Raw genomic sequence first — 25,333 nt, 5'->3', positions numbered from 1 at the left:
AAACATAGATCAGAGGAGCATACATGGATAAACACCCTTCTGAACAGCTGGCCATTGTTTTTTATCGGGTAAACCGGACCTTCCAGTATCTGATGTCCCAGCATTTGAAACCATATGATATCACTCCGGAACAATGGAACGTGCTCAAGCATCTGCAGGAAAAGGATGGACTATCGCAAAAAGACCTATCTTATATGGCGGATAAGGACAAGACCACGATTACCCGGATCATAAACAGTCTTGAACAGCACGGTGCGTTAAGGAGGCAGGTTAATCCAAATGACCGCCGTGCCTTTCAAATTTTCTTGACCGAACACGGAAGGGAGCTCATCAAGCGTATCCAGCCGATTCCCGACAAGGTGAACCGGCAGGCAAGCCGGCTGCTCTCCCATGAAGAGCTCGTTGCACTGAAACAAATGCTTTACGCTTTGCAAACTCAAATCACACAAGAAATTAATCTGCTTCACGTCGATGACGAAACTGAATAATGCGTCAACAGCAGGTGGGGATCCTGCTGTTCTTTTTATTCCACCAGGGGAAGGAGAGATACCTAAATCCGGGGTACAAAAAAAGCGAAGGATAAAGCGGGCTTCGGCAGTATGACGGTCTGCTGGCATTGAAACCTGCTGCATTAGTCTGCTAGCATACTAATATACTAGCAATACTAGGAGGAACTAAAGTTGCAGGAGATCAACACCCTCATTCAATATATTCGAGCAAGAATGACGGAACTCAGCCGGCTCGAATCGGAATATAAGAAGTAGAACAACACAAGCGGTCGTCTAAATGTAAAAACAAGAAAAAAAGAGCTGCAACAGCTGTTGGAGTTTCTTCTTTCGGAAAATGAATATTCTGAAGGGGGAGAGAGAAGCCGATAACGAGCCCATGCCCATCCTTATAAATTGATTCTCTAAACTTAAACCATTTTAATAATGACATATCAGCAATCCATTACCATTCTTTTCTTCACGGCCGACAAACCATGTAATCTTTTTTTCTTAGCCGCTTAACCGATATTGTTGACAACATTTAATGTTCAATATAAATTTGAGTAGGTTAGCAGCCACAATGTTTAACAATTAAATACTTGTCTAACACCGGAGGAGCCTGTCACCAAGGCTCCTCCTTGTCTTATTTCAGATATCGCAGAACCTTGGTAGGTTCTTTTTTTATATCAAGAAAGGGGAAGAAAAATGATTAATTAGGGAGAGATAACCAACGATTTCCTATGCTAACGAAGTACTCACGTTTTAATAAGTACACACCAACCAATATTGGCCAACTTGCGTTTCCCAAAATAAACAGAATCATGTGTGTTATAGAAAAGTACCACGCTAATTATAAATACAAGCAATAAATCTTAAGGTTATGACGGATTGTAATATGAAGTGCGACAGTTAGAAAAAACAAAGAGGCCCATGTATGGATTCGTGTAAAATGGAAGTCACCACAACACCATTTACAAGGAGAACCCTACATGAGCTACTCCCATCTTAGCATAATTGAGCGTGGACAACTAGAGACATTGTATCGGCTGGGCTGGTCGACCCGTGCCATTGGCCGACAGCTTGGGCGACATCATGCCACTATTGCCCGTGAACTTAAAAGGGGCTTCAGTGGTCAGGACTACGCAGCTGAGTCTGCACAGCAGGCGTATCGTGAGCGCAGAACAACCAGCGTCCCTGCAGGCAAGTTTACTTCTGAACTTGCTGAAGAAATTGAGGAGAAATTGAAGCAAACCTGGTCACCCGAGCAGATTGCTGAAAAGCGAAGGTGCGAGGGGGAAGCCTTTGTCTGCTACAAGACGATCTACAGATGGCTCTATGAGGGGCGACTTAAGGCAGATGTGAAGGTTCTCCGGCACAAGGGAAAACGGCATAAACCCATGGAAACACGGGGGCGGTTTCTTGTCGGTACTCCGATCTGTCAGCGGTCCAAAGAAATACGCAAACGCACGACATTTGGCCATTGGGAACTGGATACGGTAGTGTCCAGCCGAGGAAAGAGCCGGGCTTGCGCGGGCACTTTCCTCAAGCGTAAAACGCGTCTGTACATGGCCGTAAAGATGCCTGATCGCACGGCGCACTCCATGGAGGTCGCCTTTGGTGTAGTCGCCAGCCAGTACCCCCAGGGGACCTTTCAGACGGCGACAACCGATCGTGGAAAAGAGTTTGCCTGTTATGCAAACTTAGAGGGCATTCACAACATTAAGGTTTATTTCGCGGATCCCTATTCCTCTTGGCAACGAGGTTCCAATGAGAATGGTAATGGGCTTCTGCGTGAATTCTTCCCTAAGGGTTATGACTTTGCTGATGTATCGGATGAGGAGCTGGCTGAAGCTATTCGCCTTATCAATCATCGCCCCCGTAAATGTCTAGGCTGGAAATCTGCTCACGAAGCATTCATGGTCGCACTTAGCTTGACAATCCGTCTTATAAATAAGCCCATCTATATTGAGCTAGTATTCCCCATCCAGTTGATCCATCTAATAAATACAGCCTTTCATTAATTGATTATTTTAGTATTCCCGCCTTTTGGTAAAAAACAAACTCCTGCCATCTGCATGCCAGGAGTAGAAGTAAACAAAGTTTTAATTTTCTTGGGGCTGCTGCCCTTGAATTACTGAAGCAATCGATGTTTTGGGTTCAACGGGAGAACTGTAAGGAATGGAACTATTTCGCGAACGACGAATACAAATTAACGCAATGGCAGCTATGATGATAACAATCGCAAGCAGCTGAGAAATACGAATATTTTTACCTGCTTCCATTGCACCCCACCCGAAGAAGCTCATTGGGCTCCATATGGCTTTCAGGAACGATGCCAGCCACTGAGGACCTTCAAAGACAAGACTGTCTGTGCGAACGCCTTCTACATAGAACCGACCGATCGAATACCAGATGAAATAACTTGCAAAAAGCTCTCCTGTACGGAGAAATGACATTCGACGAATCCAAAGCAGTAGCAGAAGCCCGGTAAAACTCCACATGGATTCGTATAGAAATGTTGGGTGGTAATACTGACCGTTAATGTACATTTGGTTGACGATGAAGTTTGGAAGATGCAAGGTATTCCGCAAGAAACTCTCCGATACAGGACCACCATGCGCTTCTTGGTTCATAAAGTTTCCCCAGCGTCCGATCATCTGTCCGGTTATTAAACCAGGTGCGCAAAAATCAGCAATACGCCAAAAGTCATATCCTTTTCGCCGTGTATAAATGACAGAAGCAAGAATTGCACCTATTAATGCACCGTAAATGGCTATGCCCCCGTGCCATATTGCTAAAACCTCAGTTAAGTTATCTTTATAGTTGCTCCATTCAAATGCTACATAATATGCTCTTGCGCCAATTATTGCGGATGGAAGTCCGATTAAAAGTAAGTCCATAAAAAAATCAGATGAAATACCAAATCGTTTGCCTTCTCGCATCGCAAGCATTAAACCAAGCAGAGCACCAAAACCAATAATAATTCCATACCAATGGACCTGAATAGGTCCTATAGTAATAGCAATCGGGTTAAACATTATTACACTCTCACATCCCTGATACAATATTAAATGCTCTATATATTATAACAAAAAAATGTCCCCGGCGGTTACTCCGCAGCCATGAACCAACTTTTATGCCTGGAAGGATATTTAGGCCCTTCTTTTTACTTTGGATCCCCATATCCTTTGCTCATGTCCACATCCTGCACATTTGATTGTTATCTATTAGATTCTTTGTTTGTACATTTGTCATATCCACATTTCGGACACACTTGCAGTATATCTTTTCAAACCTTCATCTACTAATCCTATGAGAAAGCATTCATTGCTACGTTGAAACAAGCGATGAGCGAAGGCTTGGAGAAGCTGAACTGGCAAAGTATTTGCGCGGCGAGCGGCCAGACTTTATAATGCTCCCATAGGTTGAGACACGGGAGAGTGAAAAATAAGTTATAATGAAGCTATGGAAAAACGGAACCGATATACCTCGGAGTTTAAGACGAAGGTTGTCCTGGAGGTCCTCCGTGAGGAGCAGACCGTAAACGAGATCGCAGCAAAGTACGAATTGAGTCCGGTCATGATTAGCCGGTGGAAGGCGGAGTTCCTCGAGCGTGCTTCCACGGTATTCGAGAAGAAAACCCAAGAAGCTGAAAAACTGAAAAAGGAATACGAGAGCAAACAAGAGCATCTGGAAAAGCTGGTCGGTCAACTTACGGTTGAGGTCGATTGGCTCAAAAAAAAAATCTGGTCTCAAATGAATCGCTGGAAGCCCGTAAAGCCATGGTGGAGCGTGACTGTTCCGAGATTACCATCAAGCGCCAGGCAGACCTGCTCAGCGTGAACCGAACAAGTGTATACCGTTCAGGTAAGGAGCAACGGGAAAGCGAAGAGAATGTGCAGCTCATGCACCGAATCGATGAACTGTATATGAAGCACCCTTATTTCGGTTACCGGCGTATGACAAATGTGCTTCGGGATCAAGGTTTTGAGATCAATCGTAAGCGCATACGCCGCTTGATGCAGCTGATGGGGCTGGAAGCGATCTATCCAAAGCCGAACCTAAGCAAACGCCTCCATGCCAAGTATACACGTCCCTATCTGCTCCGCGGCTTAACGATTGACAGGCCCAATCACGTTTGGGGAATCGATATCACCTATATTCGAATGGGCAAGGGCTTTATGTACTTGTTTACCATCATCGATTGGTATAGCCGCAAGGTGATCGATTATGAGCTGTCCAGCACGCTCGAGAAGGGCTTTGTAATGACGTGCTTAAAACGTGCATTCAAGCGCTGTAAGCCTGAGATCATGAATAGTGACCAGGGCTCTCACTTTACCAACGCGGACTATTTGGAGCTGTTAGAAAAAGAAGAGGTAAAGGTCTCGATGGACGGCAAAGGCCGGGCAACGGACAACAGCCGCACGGAGCGTTACTTCCGATCGCTCAAGTATGAATGTATCTTCCTGAATGAATTTGAAAACCCTCGTGCGCTGCGCAAAGGGATAGCTCGCTATGTCCAATTTTACAATGAGGAGCGCCCTCACCAGTCTCTTAATGGGGCTAAGCCTGACCAACACTACATGCACAAGATAGAGCAGATCGCATCCTAATTCAATAGACTACGAGATTGGAGGACAAAACTTATTCCTCAATAATTCGTGTCTTGACAATGGGGAGCATTACACTTCGCCTACCTGAAAAGCTTGTTTCAGCACTTAAGAACGGATCTCGAAATCGAGGTTCCAAAGTCATCCAAGAGGCTGCCATACGTACCAACAAAGGAAGAACTTAAGCGTTTTTATGAAGTAGTCTGGAAGTCGAAAAATTTCCAAGACATGATGAATTGGTATCCGCGTAAGCGAACTAATCAACATTCGTCTGGCGGATATAGTTAGATGCTGAATACAGATTCCAAATAGTTCAACCACTCCTCAAGTTTACCGAGATGTAGTTGACAACGTACAAAATTCATTGTAAATTTGAGTAAGTTAGCACCCAAAATTTTTAATAACTAAATACTTGTCTAGTCTAATACCGGAGGAGCCTGTCACCAAGGCTCCTCCTTGTCTTATTTTAGATATCGCGGAACCTTGGTAGGTTCTTTTTTTATGCCCAGAAAGGGGAAGAAAAATGAATAATAGGGAAAGCTAACCATCGATCTCCCATGCGAACGAAGTTAATTGAACAATCTAAGGAGGACACAATGGAACAACAAGCGCTTTGGGCTATTGGAATCTTTTTGCTTACGTATGGAATGATTATTGCTGAAAAAATTCACCGAACAATTATTGCAATGCTCGGTGGAATCTTGATGGTTGTGCTCGGTATCGTTGACCAGGAATCCGCATTGCACCATATCGACTTCAATACCCTTGGGCTGCTCGTCGGAATGATGATTATCGTAAGCATCACCGCAGAAACAGGTCTGTTCAAATACATTGCCTTGATCGCGGCAAAGAAAGCGAAAGGGGACCCGACTAGAATTCTTCTTTCACTTGTATTAATTACGGCTTTCGGCTCGGCATTCCTGGACAACGTAACGACCGTGCTCCTAATGGTTCCCGTCACATTGAGCATCACGCGTCAGCTGCGAGTTAACCCTGTTCCTTTTCTAATCACACAAATTATTGCTTCGAATATTGGAGGTACGGCAACGCTAATCGGGGATCCGCCGAATATTATGATTGGGAGCGCGGTCAAGGAGCTCACTTTCATGGCGTTCATCAACAACCTGGCCCCGGTTGCTATCATCATTCTACTTGTAACTATGCCGATTTTCGTTCTCTTGTTTCGGAAACAAATCCAAACCACGGATGAACTCAAGCAGAGCATTATGCGCATTGACGAGAATGAGGTTATCACTGACCGTAAGCTGTTAATCAAGAGTCTTTCTGTACTTGGACTCACCATCCTTGGTTTCTTCCTTCATCAGCTGCTTCACTTGGAATCAGCTACTGTAGCCTTGGCCGGCGCATTCCTCCTGCTTCTCCTGACCGGAGAGCACGCAATGGAGGAGGCCTTAACTAAGGTGGAGTGGACAACGATCTTCTTCTTTGTGGGATTGTTCGTCCTGGTTTCCGGTTTGGTTGAAACAGGGGTCATCTCCAAACTTGCGGCACAGGCCATTGAATTGACCGGCGGGGATCCCGTGGCGACCTCCATGTTGATCCTATGGCTTAGTGCCATTGCTTCCGCATTTTTGGATAATATCCCCTTTGTGGCTACCATGATTCCGATGATACAGGAAATGGGCAATATGGGGATAGAGAACTTAGAGCCTTTATGGTGGAGCTTGGCTCTGGGGGCTTGTCTTGGAGGTAATGGTACCTTGATCGGGGCCAGCGCGAATCTCATTGTTGCCGGTATGTCTGGGAAGGAAGGGTATCCCATTCGATTTGTTACATTCATGAAGTACGGTTTTCCTCTGATGCTGCTTTCTATCCTGATTAGCACCGTTTACATGTATCTTCGCTATTTGCTTTAACTATTAGGAGGAGAAGTTTATGAAGCTCTCTTACGATTGGAACCCGAGTGTAATCGAGATCAAGATGGTCGAAGCTGTCATGAATGACTATGAATTTTCCATTACTATTCTGGAACCGTCCTTGTTTGATACGATGAAACAAATTCAGAAAATGTTTGAGGGAAACCATGTGCTGACCGATGTCTTTGTGTACACCTATGCTAACCATGAATACCGGGTTGTTGTCCGCAAGGATTACTATGGTGACTTTATTCTGCAGCTATTCAAATACGGCCTATTAACCAAGGTGGAATGGAAAGAGGAACCTCCCGTCTAGGGAGCCTCTCATTTAATCAATTACCTTTCCAGTTATCGAATGGATTCTCAGAACGGCCGGGCGTCCCTCCTTCTCATAATGGACAACATAGACCAGGGGGACGCCAGCCCTTTCGGGCAGGTAACATGCACCGACGTGCAGGGAGCCGGCGTTTCGAAGGTCCGGGGCAAATGCAGCTGCAATTCGTTTGGCTCCATCAACGGTTACTGCTGGATACATGGGTCTACCCAAACGTTTCTTTTCGAGCAAGGCATGCAGTGTTCCTTCAACCCTATGTATACGGCCTGATTGATCCATCTCAACAGCAATCCGATCCCCGCAAACAGGCTTCTTAAAGAATTCACGCTGCAACCATACGGTATATCCGCTCTCGTTTTGATCAATTCGCTGAATGATTAGATCTTCTCGTACCCGTTTCAACCCATATAGACTTTTTATCCGATTGAGGTATTCGTAAGCGATCCAACCGGGCGAGTGATTGGACGGGGAAGTAAGAACACCATACAGCAGGGAGGGAGATTGAGCCGAGGAGTTCCACTGAACAGTAAGCGTATGGTTGCTCTCAGTTCTTATGCGCTGCAGCAAAGCCTCTGATTCCCGAGAGATTTGGGGTACGCTTTCAATTGGCGTAAGACTGAACAATGAAACCGCGGCTGATAACAGGGTGATTTTAATATACAAGCAAACACCTCCTATCCTTATTATTCCAAATAACCACCTCATTTATTCTGTATAGGAAGTGAAGAGGACTTGAAGAGTAAGCCCGACCTGCACTCCGGACGCCAGAGCAAGATCTACAAAAGCCCTGAAGGTAAAAATATACTATTGCAACGGTATGAATCCTATCTTAATTCACTTCAAATTCCATTACATAGAGAGTACATACAGACTCGATATGGGCTTGTACACATGCTGAACACGGGTCGTCATAACGGCAAACCGCTCTTTATACTCCAAGGGGGCAACTGCATCAATCCCATGACGTTATCCTGGTTTGCGCCCTTACTGAAACATTACCGTGTCTATGCACCGGACACCATCGGACACCCTGGCTGCAGCGCAGAAAATCGAATTTCTGCGAATGATGAGAGCTTTGCTCACTGGATCATCGATCTTATGGACCATTATAAGATTCCCCGCAGTGCTTTTATAGGTCCCTCGTTTGGTGGAGGAATACTTCTGCGTCTAGCGGAGTCTAGACCCGAGAAAATAGCCTGTGCTGTCTTAGTATGCCCTGCAGGTTTTGGGATGGGCCCCATGCTGTCTATACTGCAGCAAATCGTGCTGCCGATGATCTGGTTCAAGCTCTCAGCTTCAGAAAAATCATTGAAGAAGCTGACGGATGCCATGTCAATGCAGAGTATGAAAGAACTGGATCGTCAAATCATTGGGGAAATCTTCACTCATATGAGACTGGAGAAGGGGATGCCTAGACAAACAGAAAGAATTAGACTTACGGGCTATCATGCCCCTACATTGATTTTTGCAGGCAAAAAGGATGTCTTCTTTCCAGGAGATCAAATTACAAAAAGAGCAAAAGAACTGATCCCTCAAGCGAATACTGTTATCTACAATGGGGGGCATTTCCCCTCGGAGAAACAACTTCAGAGCATGAATGAAGAGATCATTCAATTTCTTCACACAAATTATTAACCTGAATTTCGGAAGCCCATATCTCAATGATCTTGGTGCCATCTACGAGATTGAGCATGTAAGAACGTGTTGGATTATACAACCTTCACTCCAATTGCGCCACTCTCGTTTCAATTCGTTTCCAGGTATATCGGCCTGCGAAGTCTTTCATCAGTTTTAACTTGACGGATGGGCTGTGCCATATGAGGGTCGCCGCACAATGAAAGAATTCCAGACGGAACCGGGCAATGGTATATCCCCGGTGCACCGGATCTCAGCCGTCATGTTTTAAGCGTTCGAACAAATTGTATGTGAGCAGCTTAACCCGCAAATCCAGTTCATTAGATTTACTATCACACGTCGCGATCTGATCGATAGGGAAGCCTCGCTTACGCTTCCTTGATAAAATTCTCCATGCAGCAGCGTTGGTTATAAAAGCGCCACAGATCGAGGGGCTCCCATTCGAGATTCGTCACGGTATCCAATACAATACGGCTTTGTCCGTCTTCGAATCGTTGTGCCTTGCGGATGATCGCTACCCGGCGCGCTTTTTTCCAGGACGTCGCTTTGTAAATCAAGGTTAGGCCTTCGATGACCCATTCCTCGTCAACGTAACGGGTCCAATAGCGGCAGGCCTGAACTTCGCTTGCAAGCCGCTGGGGCCATTTCAATTTGCCGACATTAACCGATGTTCTTCTGTTCCCACAAGCTGTAGAAGTCCTCGCCGCCATGACGCGAATAAGGTAGACTTTTTCATGAGGTCGCCTCTTTTCGGTGTTTGTAGGAGTACAAACATTTTACCGAATTGGCGGCCTTTTTTCTACCATTTACTGGTTAATTAACACTCCTGAGCTGATACATAATTTTTTTTTTATTAATAAACACTAACGTAGCAAGAATGCATAAGCTAAGCTTGGCTTGCCTTGTGATTCGCCTATCCCCGCAGCAGACTCTACGGTGTGCCATATAGACCATTTAGCTGTGAATACGTTGCTATCCGCAGATAGTTGAAATGAAACGAAGGGAGGGGTAGGGGGCTTAATTGTTCTTCACCAGTGCAACCGAGTAGATCGTGTGGTGGTAAAATTAATAAATAATTTAAAAAGGAGTTAACTTAACCCCATGTTAAAAATTTTGATATTCATTGCTTTAGCCGTGTGTGTAGTTTCACTTTTCATTTCCATCATGGTTATAAAACGGCAACAAAATAAGATGCTCGATAAAGGAACAAGCTTAACCACAGTAAAACATCCTATCATAGCTAATCCCATACTTATTGTATATGTGCTATTTCCGATAGTACTAATTTTAGGTGGGGTTCTTTGGATGTACTATTATTAATTCACAAGGAGGTTGAGCTATGGAACGGAAAAAATATTATGTATCAGTTCAATCCAAAACCATAATGGAAAACCAAGGCGATGCTGCTTACGAGTTGGAAATTGAGGCAACAGAAGAACAGATCCTTCAACTTCTGGATTTGTTTGAAGAAGAGGAGGACTTTGAGCTAGATACCTTCATAAGGGCTCAAATTCCAGGGGTTCCCTATCATCACGATAGTGCAAACGACGGATATGATATCGTTCTAAAAGACATTTATCGAACAATACACAACTTGGGAACAGAGGAAACTAAACAGCATATAGAAAAGATGCAAATATTGAATTAAAGCTAAAACATGCTTCTTACCAATTATGCTGATTCGATCCGAACGGAGACTGGATCGGTGTCGGAGGACAAGAAAATTCATTAAGAGCCGCATATGTTGCGGTTCTTTCTTTTTAAGGATATATGTTCTTGTCAAAGCGTTATGACAAGAACACGCGTTCATTGCCGTATAGCTCAAAAATTCTCGGGTGGTCGTTCAACTATCCGCTTCAGCCTAACTATGGGATGAACTGAATAACTCTCCGGGATCTAAATTCCAGGGCAGGATATCTCCAATATGTCTATGATCAAATGACATTTCTAAGCGGAGATGCTTATGAATCCTGTTTTGAATTTGACTCAACGTTTGTACACTGGTTAAGTAGTATATCCTGAAAGTCTCGCTTTAAGGGTTATAAGAAAATATGCAAACTTCTGGGGGACAGCATGAAAGAAGTGCATGAATTAATTTCGATGGATGAGGTAGAAGTATTTCTTGATAAGAATAGGCTAAGCTCTTTATATATTTCCAGGCCGGACTGTTCTGTTTGCCATGCGCTATTACCGAAATTGCAAAGCTTACTAATGAACTATCCTAATATTCAATTGGGGCACATTAATGCAGACCAGACTGAAGAAGTGGCAGCTAAGTTCTTCGTGTTTTCAGTCCCAACCATTCTCTTTATGAATCATCAAAGGGAATATCTCCGAACAGACCGATTTGTCCGATTGAATGAATTGAGCGACAAAATCGGAGAACTCTATGACCACATTTTTGGCGACAATACCTGATACGTTAGATATTAAAACAACAAACCAGATCGAATTCTCAAGGTTAAAAAAGTCAACTCAGTCACATGAGGCTTCAGTCGGCATGATGAACTCAACCCGTCAAGTAGACAGTTCTGTTCTAAATATGAATATAACCATTACACGGCCTTAGTCCGGAACTCCATCGGGACTAGGTCGTTTATTTTTGCCTGTAATCTCTTCGCCCATTTAAGGTACCCCAGAATGATTGCGTAAGGCTGTTACCGACCATGTACCATAGGCACGTTAACCGAACACAGGCATATAATGCATCCTATAATCCTGAGAAGGGAATGACCTGCTATGTATAATGTTCCTAATACCTCTTATCCGTACTATGCCTATTATCTTAATAAACCAATGTATTATGCTGATTTTAGGGCTAGAAACCATGTATTTACACAATACATTCCTGTCCAACACACATTTTGGGATACTCCATGCATTAAAAATGAGACACTCGTTCGTTCTAGCCATGGAGGAACAGTAAAAGATTACGGAAACCAACCTTTTGTCGTAAATATTGACGCGGCTACGAAGCAAAACAATACTTACCGTACGGCTTTATGGTCTGGAAAACATTTGCAAGTGACTTTGATGAGTATTAATGTTGGAGATGACATTGGTTTAGAAGTTCATCCAACAACGGACCAGTTCATCCGGATTGAAGAGGGACAAGGACTTGTCCAAATGGGAGACAGTAAAGATATATTAGACTTTGAGGTAAAGGCATATGAGGACTTCGCCATTATGATCCCTGCAGGAAAATGGCACAATATAACCAATAGAGGATCTATACCGCTGAAAGTTTACGCTATATATGCTCCGCCTGAGCATCCCTTTGGCACCGTTCAAGTAACGAAGGCAGCTGCTATGGCATCTACAGAACATAATTAGGTTTATGGCGTTGAAGGAAAACATTCTGCCGGTCCGAACGGAGACGTTCAACAGGATCGGCATTTTTCATTTTAATCTGTAATTTACATCACAGTCTAGAGCCAGCGATCAGTGTAAGATAGCCCCATAAATACCCCACAGGGTATATAAGAAAGGGAGATTGCGATGAACAAGAAGATCCTTATTGTCGGTGGTGTTGCAGGAGGAGCTTCTCGCTGCAGCAAGGCTAAGAAGATTGGATGAGCATGCATCCTTCGCCAATTGCGGCCTTCCTTATTACATTGGAGAGACGATTACAGAACGTTCAAAACTGTTGGTACAGACTCCTGAAAGCATGAAGACGAGATTCAACCTTGACGTTCGTACAAGAAGTGAGGTTGTCAAAGTAGACACCAAGGCAAAGAAGATAACAGTCAACAGTCGCGATAAGGGTGTATATGAAGAAGCGTTCGATTACTTGATCATGTCCCCAGGCGCAAAGCCAATCAAGCCTCCAATACCAGGAATTGAAAGCAAGTTTATCTTCACGCTTCGTAATATTCCGGATACGGACCGTATTAAAGAGTATGTCGATCACAAAGACGTGCAAAGTGCCATCGTTATTGGAGGAGGCTTTGTCGGATATGCAAACGAATTGTGATGGGATTTATGCAGTTGGTGATGCAGTACAAACAACAGATTTGCGGGGGGTAAAAACTGCGGTGCCTTTGGCGCATGTTCTGTAATACTTGTGAGAATGGAGAACACTCCTTATCTTCGATTGGTGTTGACGAAGAAAATAAAATGCGTTATAGTATCAACATACCCATACGGGTATATGTATTAATAGTAAATAAGGTTACATCTTATAAATCATATTCAAGAAAGGGAAGTGGTCAAACTACAACAACTCTAATCTTTTTTTAGAGATGAGGAACAACCCATTTTTTTTACTCAAAATTATACCCCATTGGGTATATGGAATGTCAAATAATGAACAAACTACATGAATACCCAAGAAAGGAGTCCCTATGGATATCGGTTGGATTATTACGCTGTTCGTAATTGGTTTTATCGGTTCCTTAATTTCAGGAATGGTCGGTATCGGCGGATCCATTATCAAATATCCCATGCTGCTGTATATCCCGCCGGCATTAGGTTTTCTAGCCTTCACGGCTCAAGAAGTTTCGGCGATCAGCGCAGTACAAGTTTTTTTCGCAACATTAGCGGGAATGTACGCTTTCCGCAAAGGCGGCTACATTAATAAATCCTTGGTAATATCTATGGGTATCGCAATTGTTATCGGAAGCTTTGTTGGAGGATATGGTTCTAAATTCCTGCCGGACGAAGTAATCAATCTCGTATATGCCGTCCTTGCGCTTATTGCGGGCATTATGATGTTTCTGCCGAAGAAAGCCAACGAGGATACTGATTATACAAAGCTGCAGTTTAATAAGCCTCTCGCAGCCATACTGGCCGCCATTATCGGCATCCTTTCTGGAATTGTCGGCGCGGCGGGGGCATTTATCACGGTTCCGGTGATGTTGGTCATTCTAAAAATACCGACGCGTGTGGCCATTGCCTCATCGCTTGCTATTACCTTCATTTCATCGGTCGGTTCCACGGCTGGTAAGTTTATGGGGGGCCACATGCTTCTGATACCGTCCATCGTCATGGTCGTGGCCAGTACGATTGCTTCACCAATCGGGGCAAAAATTAGTAAGAAATTAAATACGAAAGTTCTTCAGTGGATATTGGCCGCTCTTATCGTGGCTACGGTCATCAAAATATGGATTGATATTTTAACCTAGTGGAGGAGATACCATGCGTGAACAATCACCTCATGAAGTGGCAGAAAGAATCAAAAAAGGAGAAAAAATCGAAATCTTGGATGTACGGGAACATGAAGAGTGGGAATCTGGTCATATTCCCGAAGCGAGGCATATTCCTTTGGGCGAGTTGGAAACCAGACATAGCGAGTTGAATAAGGAAGAAGAGATGGTTGTGGTTTGCCGCAGCGGAAACCGTAGCGGGATGGCTTGTGATTATCTCACAGCCTTGGGGTACAAAGTAGTAAATATGCCGGGCGGGATGTCGGTTTGGCCTGGGCAAATCAAATTGGGTAAATAATTATAACCTGGAAAGGATGGTGTAACATGAGCACCTTACAAGCAAATCAAACGTTGGAATGTGAAGGCTTGGCTTGTCCCATGCCTGTGGTTCGTACCAAAAAAGCAATAGAAGGGTTAAATACTGGTGAAGTTTTGGAGGTAAGAGCAACAGATAAGGGTTCCGTAGCCGATCTTCAAAGCTGGGCAAAGCGCACTGGGCATCAGTATATCGGATTAAAGGAAGAAGGCGAAGTGTTCCGTCATTTTATCCGTAAATCGGATCCGTCAGAAGTAAAAACCGAAACCCAATATCCTCATACAGCATCACTTGAAGAGATGAAGTCGAAAATAGCAAGCGGTGAGGAAATAAACATTTTGGACGTCCGTGAACCGGCTGAGTTTGCGTTCGGACGTCTGCCAGGAGCTAAATCCATTCCTGCAGGCGAATTGGAGCAGCGAATCCACGAGTTGAATCCGGATAAAGAATATTTCGTTGTATGCCGTACCGGCAGCCGCAGTGATATGGCATGTCAAACCTTAGCTGAAAAGGGCTTTACCAAAGTCAAGAATGTCCTGCCTGGAATGACGGAGTGGACAGGGGAAGTAGAAAAGGATTAATCAATCATTCAAAAAAATGGAGGAATAAAATCATGGCAAACAAACTCGCAATCATCGCAAGCAATGGCGGCTTATTCGATGCATATAAAGTATTCAATATCGCGACAGCGGCAGCTGCGACAGATGCGGAGGTAGCGATCTTCTTTACTTTTGAAGGCTTGAATTTGATCCATAAACAAGCTTACCAACAGCTCCAGATGCCTGCAGGTAAAGAGCATTTTGAGCAAGGCTTTAAAGCGGCTAATGTTCCTTCCATCCCTCAATTAGTGGAGATGGCTCAGGAAATGGGCGTCAAGATCATTGCCTGCCAAATGACGATGGATGTCATGAACTTAAAGAAAGAAGACTTCATTGAAGGTATTGATGTCGGCGGGGCTGTTACATTCCTTGATTTTGCTCAAGATGCCAATGTTACGCTCACATTCTAATAACAAGTGGGGGGGTTCCAAGATGACAACATACATGATTCAAAAGATAAATGCCAAAGAAGTAGCTAAAAAAGTTCTGAATAATCAAGAGTTATTTATCCTTGATGTGCGGAACGAGACGGATTTTATGGATTGGAAAATCGAAGGCCAAAGTGTTGAGGTTATCAACATCCCGTACTTTGACCTCATCGATGGAGTCGATCCGGCACTTGAACAAATTCCGGATGGAAAAGACGTGTTGGTGGTTTGCGCCAAAGAAGGCTCATCCAAATTTGTTGCTGAACAAATTGCCGAAGCAGGGAGAAGCAATGTGTCTTATCTTGAGGGCGGCATGAAATCATGGAGTGAGTACCTGGAACCCGTGAAGGTTGCCGACCTGTCCGGCGGAGGAGAGCTTTATCAATTTGTTCGTATTGGCAAAGGCTGTCTCTCCTATATGGTGCTCTCAAAAGGCGAAGCCGCCATTATCGATACGAATCGGATGATTGATCAGTATGAGAGCTTCCTCAAGGAAAAGAATGCGAAGCTTATTCACACCATTGATACACATCTTCATGCTGACCATATCTCTGGTGGGCGCGCATTAGCGGATAAATATGGTGCAACTTATCACTTGCCTCCAAAAGATGCGACGGAGGTTACATTCAGCTATGAACCATTGGAAGAGGGGAACAATATTTATGTCGGCAATGAAACCATTGTTGTTCAGCCTATCTATTCTCCTGGTCATACAATCGGTTCCACGTCCTTCATCATTGACAATAAGTTCCTCCTCTCCGGCGATATTCTATTTGTAGAATCCATCGGTCGTCCAGATTTGGCTGGCCTTGCTGAAGACTGGGTCGGTGATCTTCGTAAGACCCTCTACAGCCGCTATAAGTTTTTGTCTGAAGATCTGGTTGTTCTTCCAGCCCATTTCGGAAAAGTAACTGAGCTTGAAGCAGGCGGACTTGTATCCGGTCGTTTAGGTGATCTCTACAAGAATAACCCGGGCTTAAACATTCAGGATGAAAGTGAGTTCCGTAAGACTGTGACGGAAAATCTTCCTCCTCAGCCAAATGCATATCAAGAAATCCGTCAAACCAATATGGGCAAAATCAACCCCAATGAAGAGGAACAGCGCGAGATGGAAATTGGTCCGAACCGCTGTGCCGTTCACGATAAATAAGGAGGAATTCGAAATGGATAGTCATAAAGTATTGGATGCTAAAGGGTTAGCTTGTCCGATGCCTATTGTAAGGACAAAAAAGACAATTGATGAATTGGAATCCGGGCAGGTTTTAGAAGTACATGCGACAGATAAAGGGGCTAAGAATGATTTGGCAGCCTGGGCGAAAAGTACGGGGCATGAGCTAGTTCAAGATACGGAAGAAAATGGAGTTTATAAATTCTGGATTAAAAAGGCCTAACAGAAAAAGGAATGACATTACGTTGTCATTCCTTTTTTGAAAACACATCGTATTAGTCTAATTTCCTTGTATGGGTAGAGGGGGAGTCATGTGTCAATGGAAGAAAGTAAAACCCTTGACTCAAAATATATTCAGCAGCATCTCGCTAATGAAAGAACTTTTTTAGCTTGGGTACGCACAGGAATTGCAATTATTGGTTTGGGATTTTTAGCTGCTGGCGTGGTGTTTCGTTCTACTTCTCCGCAGCATATCGGGCATTGGATTGCAGCAGCCATTGGAATAGGAGCCGTGTTTCTTGGAGCTATTATTATGGCTTGTGCAACAAAGGAGTACTTGCATAAACAAAAAGGAATTAATAATGAAACATTTCTGTCCCCCAGGTTATCGGTGTGGATCACCTTTGCAAGCTTAGGTTTAGTAGATATCTTTTTACTGGCGTTAGTGATTATCTTGCTTTTTTACTGATGTTGAGGTGAGAAACTACTATGGAAGATCCGAGAGTAATAATCTTCGCCTCCTACGAAGAAATGGAATCTGTTTACGCACCGTTGAATACGGCTGTTACTGAGGCGACTACAGGCGCCAAAGTTATCTTAGCACTTTCGTGTAGAGGGGCTGCCTTGCTGAACTATGGCAGCTCGTCTGCCATTACCGTGCAAGAACAAATTCCTCTGTCATCAATTATGATACTCAAGCAGCTGGCGATTCAATATGGAGTAACTTTTGTTGTACCCTATTCTGATTGCAATGAAGAATACAAGGACATTCCCATCAAGAAAGTATCGCTGGATTGGATGGATAAGGTAGCAACAACGGCTAAGCTTGTTGTCAGGGTATAAAAAAGGAATAAAATTACACTTGATTAAATACCCCATGGGGTATAAAATAAGGACATACCCTTTGAACGAAGGAGGGCATGCGATTGAATTGGTTTCTGTATTCATTAGTGTTAGCACTCATGGTTTTCTCCTACAAGAGAATGAAGCCGGTAAAGGGCCTTAGGCCTATTCATAACGAAACACTTCTGTTTGAAAAAATGAAGAACCAAAAAGTGAAAGTGCTCGATGTCAGGGATCCTGTGGATTACTATAAACAGCATATCCCCGGTGCCATCAACATTTATGTAGGCAGGTTGCCGCATGTAAGGAAGAACGAGCTGAGCTCGGCCGACGAGATTGTTATCGTCTCTTCATCAGAATACAAAATTAAAAAGGCGGCAAGGAATCTTCTTAAATCAGGGTTTACAAATTTATCTAGCTATGTATGGGTGGACACTACTGGACATTAATGGTCCATTATTTTTTCAAATTAATAATACCTATACAGGTATATGTATCAAAAAATGAATGGGGAGATGTTCACGTGACACAGAAAGAAAAATCTACAATTGTACTCTTTAGTGGAGAATTGGATAAGGCGATCGCCGCCTTTATTATCGCCAACGGGGCTGCTGCCTACGACCACGAGGTAACGATATTCTTTACCTTCTGGGGCTTGAATGCTCTAAGAAAAGACGAACCGATTGCTGTAAAGAAAGGTTTCCTGGAAAGAATGTTCGGCAAAATGATGCCGCGCGGTGCGAATAAGCTTGGTCTGTCAAAGATGAACTTTGCCGGAATGGGTCCACAGATGATTAAGCACGTAATGAAGAAGCATAACGCGCTGAGCTTGCCTCAATTGATCGAATTGGCGCAAGAGCAAGGGGTTAAGCTTGTCGCTTGTACCATGACAATGGACCTTTTGGGTCTGCAAGAAGAAGAGCTGCTTGATGGGATCGAATATGCCGGTGTTGCTGCTTATCTTGGAGATGCATCTGAAGGGAAAGTAAACTTGTTTATTTAAGGCTAAACCTTTATTCACTCCTTTCTTATTGTTAGCTGCGAATATTCAAGGCTATAATATACCCATACACGTATAAGGAAAGGAAAGGGTGATTGAATTGATTTATGATGATGATGTGAAAAGAAGATTGAAGCGGATGGAAGGCCAAGTGCGGGGGGTTCTTAATATGATGGAGGAGAGCAAGAACTGCAAGGATGTTGTAAGTCAGCTCTCCGCGATTCGCAGCGCGGCTGATAAAGCCATCGCATATATAGTAGCCGTCAACTTGGAGCAGTGTATTCTAGAGCAAAAAGAAGCAGGAAAAGATACCAGCCAGGTAGTCAAAGAAGCCATGGAGCTCTTAGTGAAAAGCAGATAACGGCATGGGGAGAGTGGGAAGTGGACACGACATCCATTATTAAGATTGTATTGGTTATTGTGGCGGTATGGTTTCTATACAAAAGGTTAGCTCCGACAAAGGGATTACGGACGCGGACGTTAAGCTACAAAGACTTCGGACAAGAGCTTCAGAACCAGAAAAACCCGATTCTTATTGATGTTCGGGAGGCCGGAGAGTTCAATACAGGCTATATTCCTGGCGCAATCAATATTCCTTTGTCACGGCTGAAAAATAAAGTATCTGAAATTCCTAAAGATAAAAATGTCTACATGTACTGTCGAAGTGGGATGAGGAGTGAGTAAGCAGGCAGCCGCCATACTGAGTAAACAGGGTTATACGCAGATGGCTCATCTCCATGGCGGTATCATGGCGTGGCAGGGGAAAATAAAGAAATAATGAGAACCATCAGTTGATGAAACTGATGGTTTCTGTTTCTAAATTTCCCAACATAGTTATTCATACGATTGGAATACTAAATTAGGAATTCAACTTTTCTTTTGACGGGAAGATGGCTCTTGTCGGAGGACAAGAACATATATTCATTAAGGGCCGCATAAGTTGCGGTTTTTTCTTTTTAAGGATGTATGTTCTTGTCAAAAGTGCATGACAAGAACATACATCCTTAGCCGTAAATGACAAGAACATGTATTCATTGCCGTATAGTTTAAAATTCTCGGGTGGTCGTTCAACTAACGGGCAGGTTAGTTACAACAACGATGTTATACTTGGATTAGTTATTAAGTTCACCATAGCTGCAGCCGTGCTTCCAGTATCTTAGTCATCTGTTCGACCATCTCTTCTGGCGTATACGGCATGGATTCGACGATCCACCACTCAATCAACCCCGTAACGGAAATGGATAAGAATTGCGCCAGCACATCTCGATGGATACCCGTTTCCAGATTCATGTGGTTTACCACCACGGTAATATTTCCCCTAATGAACTGTGTCATACGATGTCTGAAAGTTGGAATGCCTTTGTTGGTTATCAACACACGGTAGATCGATGCATGCTCCTTCAGATACGTGAACGCACGAATCAGCAGCTCCCGGGATAGTTCAGTGGCTGATTCTTCCTCCTGTAAACAGCTGTCAACAAGCATCATCAGATACGTCTCCACGCTCTGTTCCATCAGGTCATATTTGTCTGTGAAATGCAAATAGACTGTTCCGCGGTTGACATTGGCCCGATCCGCAATCCCTTGAATGGTGATCTTCTCAAAATCCTGCTCCTCCAACAACCCGATGAAAGCATGCATAATCATTTGTCTTGATCGCTCGATGCGTCTATCCATGTTTTTCCCCTCATTCCTGAACACATCCAGCTTTCGTTGTTCATTTCTCAACAAAAGCAGTTTCGATTAACCATTGCGCTTGCTTTAGTTCCAATGATACCTTGATTGTAGTACACAGGCGTTATATATTCAACATCTGTTTATTACATGGGGAGGGGACTGCATTGAACATACTTGTGTTCGGAGCAGGTGTGCAGGGAAGCTATTTAGCGCACGTCCTAGTACAAGGCGGTCATGATGTGACCGTGTTGGCAAGAGGAAAGCGAGCGGAGGAATTGGAAGAGAAGGGAGTAGTCATCCGGCATTACGTTCAGCGCAAGACAACCTTCGATCCGGTTCGTGTGATTCGTACACTTGAGCCGGGTGACTTGTATGACTTGATCTTCGTCATGATGAAATACTCGGACTTTGGGGCTGTACTGCCGATCCTCGCAAACAACGAAAGCCGCAATATTATACTAGTTGGCAACAATATGGATACTTATTCTATGCAGGACTATTTGAAGGCTGGACGGTCACCCAAGCAGGTCGCTTTTGGATTCCAGACTACCGCAGGAACTCGTGTCGATGGGCAAGTCATTTGCATCCGTGGCGGCCACGGGCAGATGGTCATCGGGGGATTGAACAGCCCTATTCCGTTCCGCTCCCTGCTGGAGCAGGCATTCAAGCGAACCAAGTACAAGCTCAACTATCATAATCAGATCGATGCCTGGCTAAAAAATCACATGGTGTTAGTCGTGCCCATGACCATGTTCATTCTGTTCCATGGCTTCCAAATGAAACAGGTTGTTCGTGACGATAAGAGATTGCGTCAGTTGGTGGCGGCGATGGGGGAGGGCTTTCACGTACTGGATTCATTGGGTTATCCGCTGACCCCTGTGGGTCAAGCATCTTGGATTATCAGGTATCCACGCTTAGTTCGCTGGGCCCTAAAACTTTTCTTCTCACTCCCGATTAGTCGGCTGATTGATGGGACGGATGTGGAGCTTAATGCGTTGAATTACACATTCGCCGAGTTGAGGACCAGTTCGAATGTGCCTACGCCGAACTGGGATGCTTTGGAGGCGGAGCGGCGGATTATCCAATCGTAGTTGCTACGATTTGCTGCCTCGCTATTGGAGGAGGAATCGAATAGATACAAGAAGTTAATTAGAAAAAATTCGTGATGCTCAAAGAAAAGAACTAAGTATACCGATTCGAAGCAAGCCCTAAAAACACAATTGAACTCCCTCGAAATGATTCAAAATTCTCACTCAAGCTCATGAATTCGCAGGATTACACCATAGCTAGTTGTTCAACAGAATGGTACGTGTGGAGCCGGTAGCCTGGAAAGGTCTTAAAAGGGCATGCAGGAACAAAGGTGAAGTAGGTGTCACCCAAATCATTCCATATCCTGCACGTCTCCATGCTGCCCTTAGCGATTTTCACTCCCACATCTCAACGGGTCATCAAAGCCCTCTCATTCCTTCGTCACATCTAGCTAAGGGGTGGAGGTCGGTTTTTCTAACTGAATGGGTCCGAGCCCTTTTGCGCAACGCATCCCGATACTCCGTGCTTCTTTATCCTGCGAATACATCAACCGGTGAGAAGTGCGATTTAAGCCGCCTGTGGAAATACTTTGGCGGAGCTGTAGGCTTCGCTGCTTTTAGCCAGGCCAACAAGCATTCTTGCTACCTTGCCGCACAATTTCATAATGGATTTCATTTTCTTCAGCTTCTTTTCTCGGACATTGTGTTGATGCAAGGCCTTCACATCCGGATTGGTCATCACCATACACATTGTCATGAGATAAAGGAAGCGCCGAAGCCGAGGGCGGCCGCGTTTACTGAGTACCATTTTTCCTTTCCATTTTCCTGAACTGGCTTCCGCCAGGTTCAGACCTGCATGACGGAGAAGGACATTACCATGAGCAAATCCACTTAGATCGCCGGATTCACCGAGTACGCCGGCTAAACTGGTTGCATTCACTCCCCGAATCGCAAGCAGCTTATTGGCATAGGGAATTCGTCCAAGTACGAGTCTGAGCTCATTTTCAATTAACTCAAGCTGGCGAGTGGCCAAGTCGTATTCTTCAAGCAGCTGACTCAGGTGGAGCTTGTAAGCATGCAGGGCTTGCACAGCACCAACGCTGCGCTTTGCCAAGGCAATTAGCTGCTCAGCCCGTCGTAAACCTGCATGACGCTTCACATACTGCTTCCAACCGGAAATTACTTGTTCAGGAGTTAGCTTACTAATCTCCTTCGGTAGAGCAAACAGCCTCAAAGTGGCGATGGCACTGATGCAGGTAAGGACTTTGAAGACCTGCCGAAGCTCAGGAAATACGATATCCACCCAGCGATGCAGCTGGTTCACGGTACTGTTCAGTCTTTTCGTGACCGTATCCCGGTTGGCCATGAGGATCCGCAGTTCTTCGTATGCCTCTGAGTTAAACCGTACAGGCGAATAGTAGCCGTTTTTGACCATGTCGGCGATGACAAGAGCATCCTTGCGGTCGCTTTTGGATGGTGTATTGTCGCGGTTTTCCTTGTTCTTTTTGACAAGATGGGGATTGACGAGAACGGCTTCAATACCTTTAGCTTGAAGCCACCGGGCCAGACTCAACCAGTAATGAACTGTTGGTTCCATGCCGATAATGACCTTGTTCAGCTTGTAGGACGTAAGCAGATCTTGAATCCAGCGGCTGAAGAGACGAAAACCTTCGTCGTGATTACCAAAGTCGATTGGAGCTCCAAGTGCAGTGCCCCTGTAGCTGACTGCACGGGCTACATGGGTCTCTTGCGCGATATCTACGCCAACTACAAGGTGGGTAGAGGAACTATGCGAATGCCATTGGCGTCGATTTTGAGAACGGCAAATTTCACGTTTACGTACACCAATCCGTAGCGAAGACGGAAGGGCAGAAGCCCGTTATTCCGACGCTTAAGGTCAATAAAGACGCGTGGTCCCCTTAAAAAGGATACAGCAGGGCACACTTATACGTACATATGTATAAAATACGGGTTTTGTGCAAATGTTTTCAGTTCAGTCATATAACCGCAAACAGGAACAGGTTTGTGTTTGTTCAGTTCAGTCATAGCGATGATGTGATGTCTATTAATTTTATTATTGCTTGTACACAGTTCCCTTAAATTGGCAGTAATAAGTTTGCCCACTGTATCCGCCGTAAGGACACCCGTTTGTGTGTCACCGGGGCGCAGTGTCAGGTTTGTGTTTAGCCCTGCACCCGTTGTGTACAACTGCAATAGAAAAAAACTGCACCCGTTTGTGTGTCACGGGCGCAGTTCAGTTCAGTCATAGCGATGATGTGATGTCTATCAATTTTATTATTGCTTGTACACAGTTCCCTTAAATTGGCAGTAATAAGTTTGCCCACTGTATCCGCCGTAAGGACTCCACCCATTGCCGTTGTACAAATATACAGTTCCACTATAACCCTGAGCATCAGAATAATAAGTGCTGTAACCGCAAACATCTCTCCAAATCCCAATATCCACAGTTTTCGATTCTTGTGCAAAAGCAGATACGGGGATGCTTAGCGCCATGGCCAGCGCGCCTAAACCAAGTATGGATTTTTTGAATATTCTCATACGTTTCACCTCTGCCCTATAATTTGTAATTTATTCTATTTCATGATCAGAATAGCATTAGCATCCAAATGGAGTCAATCCCCCACAAATTATTTAACTATTACATGACTTATGCACTTGGTCCCCTTTAAACCGCCTGCTTCTGCTGCTCCAGCTTCTTGGTGATCGACATGAACGGGATATGGACCACGATTTTCAGCGTCATGCCAATCCCGAAGAATATCACAGCGTATGCCAGGGAATTCAGGCTGAACAAGTAACCAAAAATCAGAAATCCTATCAATCTACCCAGCCCGTTCAGCACCATCATGCCCGCTCCATACCGGCCGAACAGCTCCCTCGGAACCACCGTTTGGTAAAAGGAAGCAAAAAAGACCAGGTAAAAACTGAATGCGAGGAACAGCAGAAAGGAGATCAGACCAAAAAACAACACCGGGTAATAGGAATTCCCCTTCAACAGCTGAATGAAATCCGGATTCCCCAGGAACAGCAGCGGAATGACAGGTACACACATACCCAGAATCCCGATTCCAATATTGTTCGCCACTCCGAATTTCTTCATGGGAGGCACCGCGAAGATCGCCAGGATCGATCCAATGGTAGAAATACTCTCCACCATCCCATAATCGGTTGCCTTCCCGCCAAGCACCGTAACAATGATATAAGGAAAGCCCAGCAGGATAAAGGGATACATAAAGAAGTGCGTCAGAAATGCATTGGCCACGATCGAAGTGATTCGCTTATCCATAAAAAACACCTTGAAGCCATCCCACATATCTCTGAAAATACGGATCTGCCGGGCCGCTGCACTCCCCGCCTGGGGAATCACCATGAATAAGATGGCCAGGGCCGAGATCAAAAAAGTCATTCCGTTCACGACCAGCACCGGCCCTATTCCTGCGAGACTGTAGACCAGGGTTCCGAGAAAAGGGGCCAGAATCTTCATGGTTTCATTGATTGTCTTTTCAAATGAATTGGCATTAACCAGCTCCTCCTCCCGGACCACACTCGGCAGCAGAGAAATAAACACTGGGCCGTAGCAGATTTCGCAGGTGGATATAAACAGGACCGTGAAATAAATCAAAGGCAGCGTGATCGTCCCCGTCAAGCTGAAGACGAATAATCCAATACACAGGATGCCCCGCAGTATATCCAGCAGGATCATCCATTTCTTCTTGTTAAACCGGTCTGCGAGCACCCCGGCAAAGGGGCCTACGATGAGATACGGAACCATCCCCAGCGCCAGGATGGACGCAAACTTCTCGGGTGACCCTGTCAGCTTCAATACATACAGGGCGAGTGCCGCATTCAAGAAGTAGGTGCCGAATAAGGAGGTTGCCTCCGACACAATCAATAACGCAAAGCTGCGCTGTCTGAACAACGAGAAATCCATCTATTCACCATCCGA

General features: G+C 44.6%; 27 protein-coding genes and 3 pseudogenes. 23 read left to right on the top strand and 7 right to left on the bottom strand.

What is annotated here, in order from left to right; genetic code table 11:
- The first annotated feature begins 23 nt into the window (after positions 1-23).
- Positions 24-488, top strand: coding sequence for a MarR family winged helix-turn-helix transcriptional regulator (locus tag O9H32_RS20510; RefSeq protein ID WP_269867995.1), 465 nt, complete (start codon positions 24-26; stop codon positions 486-488).
- Positions 489-1,477: 989 nt separating this feature from the next.
- Positions 1,478-2,419 (top strand): annotated as a pseudogene (locus tag O9H32_RS20505) (IS30 family transposase); the annotation flags it as partial.
- 171 nt (positions 2,420-2,590) lie between these two features.
- On the opposite strand, the gene lgt reads toward O9H32_RS20505, so the two are convergent.
- Positions 2,591-3,526, bottom strand: a complete 936-nt coding sequence (gene lgt, locus O9H32_RS20500) for a prolipoprotein diacylglyceryl transferase (RefSeq protein WP_269867994.1) — start codon at positions 3,524-3,526, stop codon at positions 2,591-2,593.
- Between the two features lie 427 nt (positions 3,527-3,953).
- Here lgt and O9H32_RS20495 point away from each other — a divergent pair.
- The 3 genes from O9H32_RS20495 (at position 3,954) to O9H32_RS20485 (ending at position 7,291) form a co-directional block, all read left to right on the top strand.
- Positions 3,954-5,101 (top strand): IS3 family transposase gene (locus tag O9H32_RS20495; protein WP_455072792.1). Its coding sequence is split into 2 segments (ribosomal slippage): positions 3,954-4,224 and positions 4,224-5,101, totalling 1,149 coding nucleotides; the frame shifts between segments, so codons are not numbered across the junction.
- A gap of 593 nt (positions 5,102-5,694) precedes the next feature.
- Entirely contained in the window at positions 5,695-6,975 is a 1,281-nt protein-coding gene (locus O9H32_RS20490) for an ArsB/NhaD family transporter (RefSeq protein ID WP_269867992.1), read from the top strand.
- A gap of 19 nt (positions 6,976-6,994) precedes the next feature.
- The gene (locus tag O9H32_RS20485; protein WP_269867991.1) at positions 6,995-7,291 is read left to right on the top strand and encodes a hypothetical protein; all 297 of its coding nucleotides are present in this window, start codon (positions 6,995-6,997) and stop codon (positions 7,289-7,291) included.
- 12 nt (positions 7,292-7,303) lie between these two features.
- On the opposite strand, the gene O9H32_RS20480 is transcribed toward O9H32_RS20485, so the two are convergent.
- Entirely contained in the window at positions 7,304-7,972 is a 669-nt protein-coding gene (locus O9H32_RS20480; protein ID WP_269867990.1) for a hypothetical protein, read from the bottom strand.
- Between the two features lie 69 nt (positions 7,973-8,041).
- On the opposite strand from O9H32_RS20480, the gene O9H32_RS20475 reads away from it, so the two are divergent.
- Positions 8,042-8,944, top strand: a complete 903-nt coding sequence (locus O9H32_RS20475; RefSeq protein ID WP_269867989.1) for an alpha/beta fold hydrolase — start codon at positions 8,042-8,044, stop codon at positions 8,942-8,944.
- Between the two features lie 85 nt (positions 8,945-9,029).
- Here the strand turns inward: O9H32_RS20475 and O9H32_RS32930 are convergent.
- A pseudogene (locus O9H32_RS32930) lies at positions 9,030-9,652 on the bottom strand (transposase); the annotation flags it as partial.
- Between the two features lie 631 nt (positions 9,653-10,283).
- Between O9H32_RS32930 and O9H32_RS20465 the strand changes: the two are divergent.
- The 16 genes and pseudogenes from O9H32_RS20465 to O9H32_RS20390 all read left to right on the top strand — a co-directional run bounded on the left by O9H32_RS20465 (position 10,284) and on the right by O9H32_RS20390 (position 19,345).
- Positions 10,284-10,592 (top strand): hypothetical protein, encoded by a 309-nt coding sequence (locus O9H32_RS20465; protein WP_269867987.1) that lies wholly within the window; start codon positions 10,284-10,286, stop codon positions 10,590-10,592.
- Positions 10,593-11,017: 425 nt separating this feature from the next.
- Positions 11,018-11,362: a thioredoxin family protein gene (locus O9H32_RS20460; protein WP_269867986.1), complete on the top strand. Its 345-nt coding sequence runs from the start codon at positions 11,018-11,020 to the stop codon at positions 11,360-11,362.
- 321 nt (positions 11,363-11,683) lie between these two features.
- Entirely contained in the window at positions 11,684-12,277 is a 594-nt protein-coding gene (locus O9H32_RS20455) for a cupin domain-containing protein (RefSeq protein ID WP_269867985.1), read from the top strand.
- A gap of 165 nt (positions 12,278-12,442) precedes the next feature.
- A pseudogene (locus O9H32_RS20450) lies at positions 12,443-12,899 on the top strand (FAD-dependent oxidoreductase); the annotation flags it as partial.
- A 388-nt stretch (positions 12,900-13,287) separates the two neighbouring features.
- Positions 13,288-14,067 carry a sulfite exporter TauE/SafE family protein gene (locus tag O9H32_RS20445; RefSeq protein ID WP_269867984.1) on the top strand — a complete coding sequence of 260 codons (780 nt, stop codon included), beginning with the start codon at positions 13,288-13,290 and terminating at the stop codon, positions 14,065-14,067.
- A gap of 13 nt (positions 14,068-14,080) precedes the next feature.
- Positions 14,081-14,386, top strand: coding sequence for a rhodanese-like domain-containing protein (locus O9H32_RS20440; RefSeq protein ID WP_269867983.1), 306 nt, complete (start codon positions 14,081-14,083; stop codon positions 14,384-14,386).
- Between the two features lie 26 nt (positions 14,387-14,412).
- Entirely contained in the window at positions 14,413-14,985 is a 573-nt protein-coding gene (locus O9H32_RS20435) for a sulfurtransferase TusA family protein (RefSeq protein WP_269867982.1), read from the top strand.
- Positions 14,986-15,017: 32 nt separating this feature from the next.
- Positions 15,018-15,413 (top strand): DsrE/DsrF/DrsH-like family protein, encoded by a 396-nt coding sequence (locus O9H32_RS20430; RefSeq protein ID WP_269867981.1) that lies wholly within the window; start codon positions 15,018-15,020, stop codon positions 15,411-15,413.
- Positions 15,414-15,435: 22 nt separating this feature from the next.
- Positions 15,436-16,581, top strand: coding sequence for an MBL fold metallo-hydrolase (locus O9H32_RS20425; RefSeq protein WP_269867980.1), 1,146 nt, complete (start codon positions 15,436-15,438; stop codon positions 16,579-16,581).
- 13 nt (positions 16,582-16,594) lie between these two features.
- Positions 16,595-16,822, top strand: a complete 228-nt coding sequence (locus O9H32_RS20420) for a sulfurtransferase TusA family protein (protein ID WP_269867979.1) — start codon at positions 16,595-16,597, stop codon at positions 16,820-16,822.
- A 96-nt stretch (positions 16,823-16,918) separates the two neighbouring features.
- Positions 16,919-17,287, top strand: a complete 369-nt coding sequence (locus O9H32_RS20415) for a YidH family protein (protein WP_269867978.1) — start codon at positions 16,919-16,921, stop codon at positions 17,285-17,287.
- A 20-nt stretch (positions 17,288-17,307) separates the two neighbouring features.
- A complete protein-coding gene (locus tag O9H32_RS20410; protein ID WP_269867977.1) occupies positions 17,308-17,661 on the top strand; it encodes a hypothetical protein in 354 nt (117 codons plus the stop codon).
- An 83-nt stretch (positions 17,662-17,744) separates the two neighbouring features.
- Positions 17,745-18,110: a rhodanese-like domain-containing protein gene (locus tag O9H32_RS20405; protein ID WP_269867976.1), complete on the top strand. Its 366-nt coding sequence runs from the start codon at positions 17,745-17,747 to the stop codon at positions 18,108-18,110.
- Between the two features lie 74 nt (positions 18,111-18,184).
- Positions 18,185-18,664, top strand: a complete 480-nt coding sequence (locus O9H32_RS20400; protein ID WP_269867975.1) for a DsrE/DsrF/DrsH-like family protein — start codon at positions 18,185-18,187, stop codon at positions 18,662-18,664.
- Positions 18,665-18,755: 91 nt separating this feature from the next.
- Positions 18,756-19,022 carry a metal-sensitive transcriptional regulator gene (locus tag O9H32_RS20395; RefSeq protein WP_269868026.1) on the top strand — a complete coding sequence of 89 codons (267 nt, stop codon included), beginning with the start codon at positions 18,756-18,758 and terminating at the stop codon, positions 19,020-19,022.
- A 20-nt stretch (positions 19,023-19,042) separates the two neighbouring features.
- Positions 19,043-19,345, top strand: a complete 303-nt coding sequence (locus O9H32_RS20390; protein ID WP_319946945.1) for a rhodanese-like domain-containing protein — start codon at positions 19,043-19,045, stop codon at positions 19,343-19,345.
- A gap of 441 nt (positions 19,346-19,786) precedes the next feature.
- Here O9H32_RS20390 and O9H32_RS20385 read toward each other — a convergent pair whose 3' ends face one another.
- A complete protein-coding gene (locus tag O9H32_RS20385) occupies positions 19,787-20,338 on the bottom strand; it encodes a TetR/AcrR family transcriptional regulator (RefSeq protein ID WP_016362395.1) in 552 nt (183 codons plus the stop codon).
- Between the two features lie 164 nt (positions 20,339-20,502).
- On the opposite strand from O9H32_RS20385, the gene O9H32_RS20380 reads away from it, so the two are divergent.
- On the top strand, positions 20,503-21,429 hold the full coding sequence (locus O9H32_RS20380; protein ID WP_269867974.1) for a ketopantoate reductase family protein: 927 nt from the start codon (positions 20,503-20,505) through the stop codon (positions 21,427-21,429).
- Positions 21,430-21,934: 505 nt separating this feature from the next.
- Here O9H32_RS20380 and O9H32_RS20375 read toward each other — a convergent pair.
- The 3 genes from O9H32_RS20375 to O9H32_RS20365 all read right to left on the bottom strand — a co-directional run bounded on the left by O9H32_RS20375 (position 21,935) and on the right by O9H32_RS20365 (position 25,318).
- Positions 21,935-23,194 carry an IS110 family RNA-guided transposase gene (locus tag O9H32_RS20375; RefSeq protein WP_269868025.1) on the bottom strand — a complete coding sequence of 420 codons (1,260 nt, stop codon included), beginning with the start codon at positions 23,192-23,194 and terminating at the stop codon, positions 21,935-21,937.
- A gap of 467 nt (positions 23,195-23,661) precedes the next feature.
- Positions 23,662-23,925: a hypothetical protein gene (locus O9H32_RS20370; RefSeq protein WP_269867973.1), complete on the bottom strand. Its 264-nt coding sequence runs from the start codon at positions 23,923-23,925 to the stop codon at positions 23,662-23,664.
- Between the two features lie 127 nt (positions 23,926-24,052).
- Positions 24,053-25,318: an MFS transporter gene (locus tag O9H32_RS20365; protein WP_269867972.1), complete on the bottom strand. Its 1,266-nt coding sequence runs from the start codon at positions 25,316-25,318 to the stop codon at positions 24,053-24,055.
- Between the last annotated feature and the right edge of the window lie 15 nt (positions 25,319-25,333).

The organism is Paenibacillus caseinilyticus (assembly GCF_027533645.1).
Taxonomy (GTDB): domain Bacteria; phylum Bacillota; class Bacilli; order Paenibacillales; family NBRC-103111; genus Paenibacillus_G; species Paenibacillus_G caseinilyticus.
The sequence above is the reverse complement of the archived record's forward strand: the minus strand, read 5'-3'. Positions and strand labels throughout refer to the sequence as shown.

Excerpts from the sequence above, each read along its gene's own strand:
- O9H32_RS20510 (WP_269867995.1), top strand. The coding sequence starts at position 24 with ATGGATAAACACCCTTCTGAACAGCTGGCCATTGTTTTTTATCGGGTA.
- lgt (WP_269867994.1), bottom strand. The coding sequence starts at position 3,526 with ATGTTTAACCCGATTGCTATTACTATAGGACCTATTCAGGTCCATTGG.
- O9H32_RS20490 (WP_269867992.1), top strand. The coding sequence starts at position 5,695 with ATGGAACAACAAGCGCTTTGGGCTATTGGAATCTTTTTGCTTACGTAT.
- O9H32_RS20485 (WP_269867991.1), top strand. The coding sequence starts at position 6,995 with ATGAAGCTCTCTTACGATTGGAACCCGAGTGTAATCGAGATCAAGATG.
- O9H32_RS20465 (WP_269867987.1), top strand. The coding sequence starts at position 10,284 with ATGGAACGGAAAAAATATTATGTATCAGTTCAATCCAAAACCATAATG.
- O9H32_RS20460 (WP_269867986.1), top strand. The coding sequence starts at position 11,018 with ATGAAAGAAGTGCATGAATTAATTTCGATGGATGAGGTAGAAGTATTT.
- O9H32_RS20455 (WP_269867985.1), top strand. The coding sequence starts at position 11,684 with ATGTATAATGTTCCTAATACCTCTTATCCGTACTATGCCTATTATCTT.
- O9H32_RS20445 (WP_269867984.1), top strand. The coding sequence starts at position 13,288 with ATGGATATCGGTTGGATTATTACGCTGTTCGTAATTGGTTTTATCGGT.
- O9H32_RS20440 (WP_269867983.1), top strand. The coding sequence starts at position 14,081 with ATGCGTGAACAATCACCTCATGAAGTGGCAGAAAGAATCAAAAAAGGA.
- O9H32_RS20435 (WP_269867982.1), top strand. The coding sequence starts at position 14,413 with ATGAGCACCTTACAAGCAAATCAAACGTTGGAATGTGAAGGCTTGGCT.
- O9H32_RS20430 (WP_269867981.1), top strand. The coding sequence starts at position 15,018 with ATGGCAAACAAACTCGCAATCATCGCAAGCAATGGCGGCTTATTCGAT.
- O9H32_RS20425 (WP_269867980.1), top strand. The coding sequence starts at position 15,436 with ATGACAACATACATGATTCAAAAGATAAATGCCAAAGAAGTAGCTAAA.
- O9H32_RS20420 (WP_269867979.1), top strand. The coding sequence starts at position 16,595 with ATGGATAGTCATAAAGTATTGGATGCTAAAGGGTTAGCTTGTCCGATG.
- O9H32_RS20415 (WP_269867978.1), top strand. The coding sequence starts at position 16,919 with ATGGAAGAAAGTAAAACCCTTGACTCAAAATATATTCAGCAGCATCTC.
- O9H32_RS20410 (WP_269867977.1), top strand. The coding sequence starts at position 17,308 with ATGGAAGATCCGAGAGTAATAATCTTCGCCTCCTACGAAGAAATGGAA.
- O9H32_RS20385 (WP_016362395.1), bottom strand. The coding sequence starts at position 20,338 with ATGGATAGACGCATCGAGCGATCAAGACAAATGATTATGCATGCTTTC.
- O9H32_RS20370 (WP_269867973.1), bottom strand. The coding sequence starts at position 23,925 with ATGAGAATATTCAAAAAATCCATACTTGGTTTAGGCGCGCTGGCCATG.
- O9H32_RS20365 (WP_269867972.1), bottom strand. The coding sequence starts at position 25,318 with ATGGATTTCTCGTTGTTCAGACAGCGCAGCTTTGCGTTATTGATTGTG.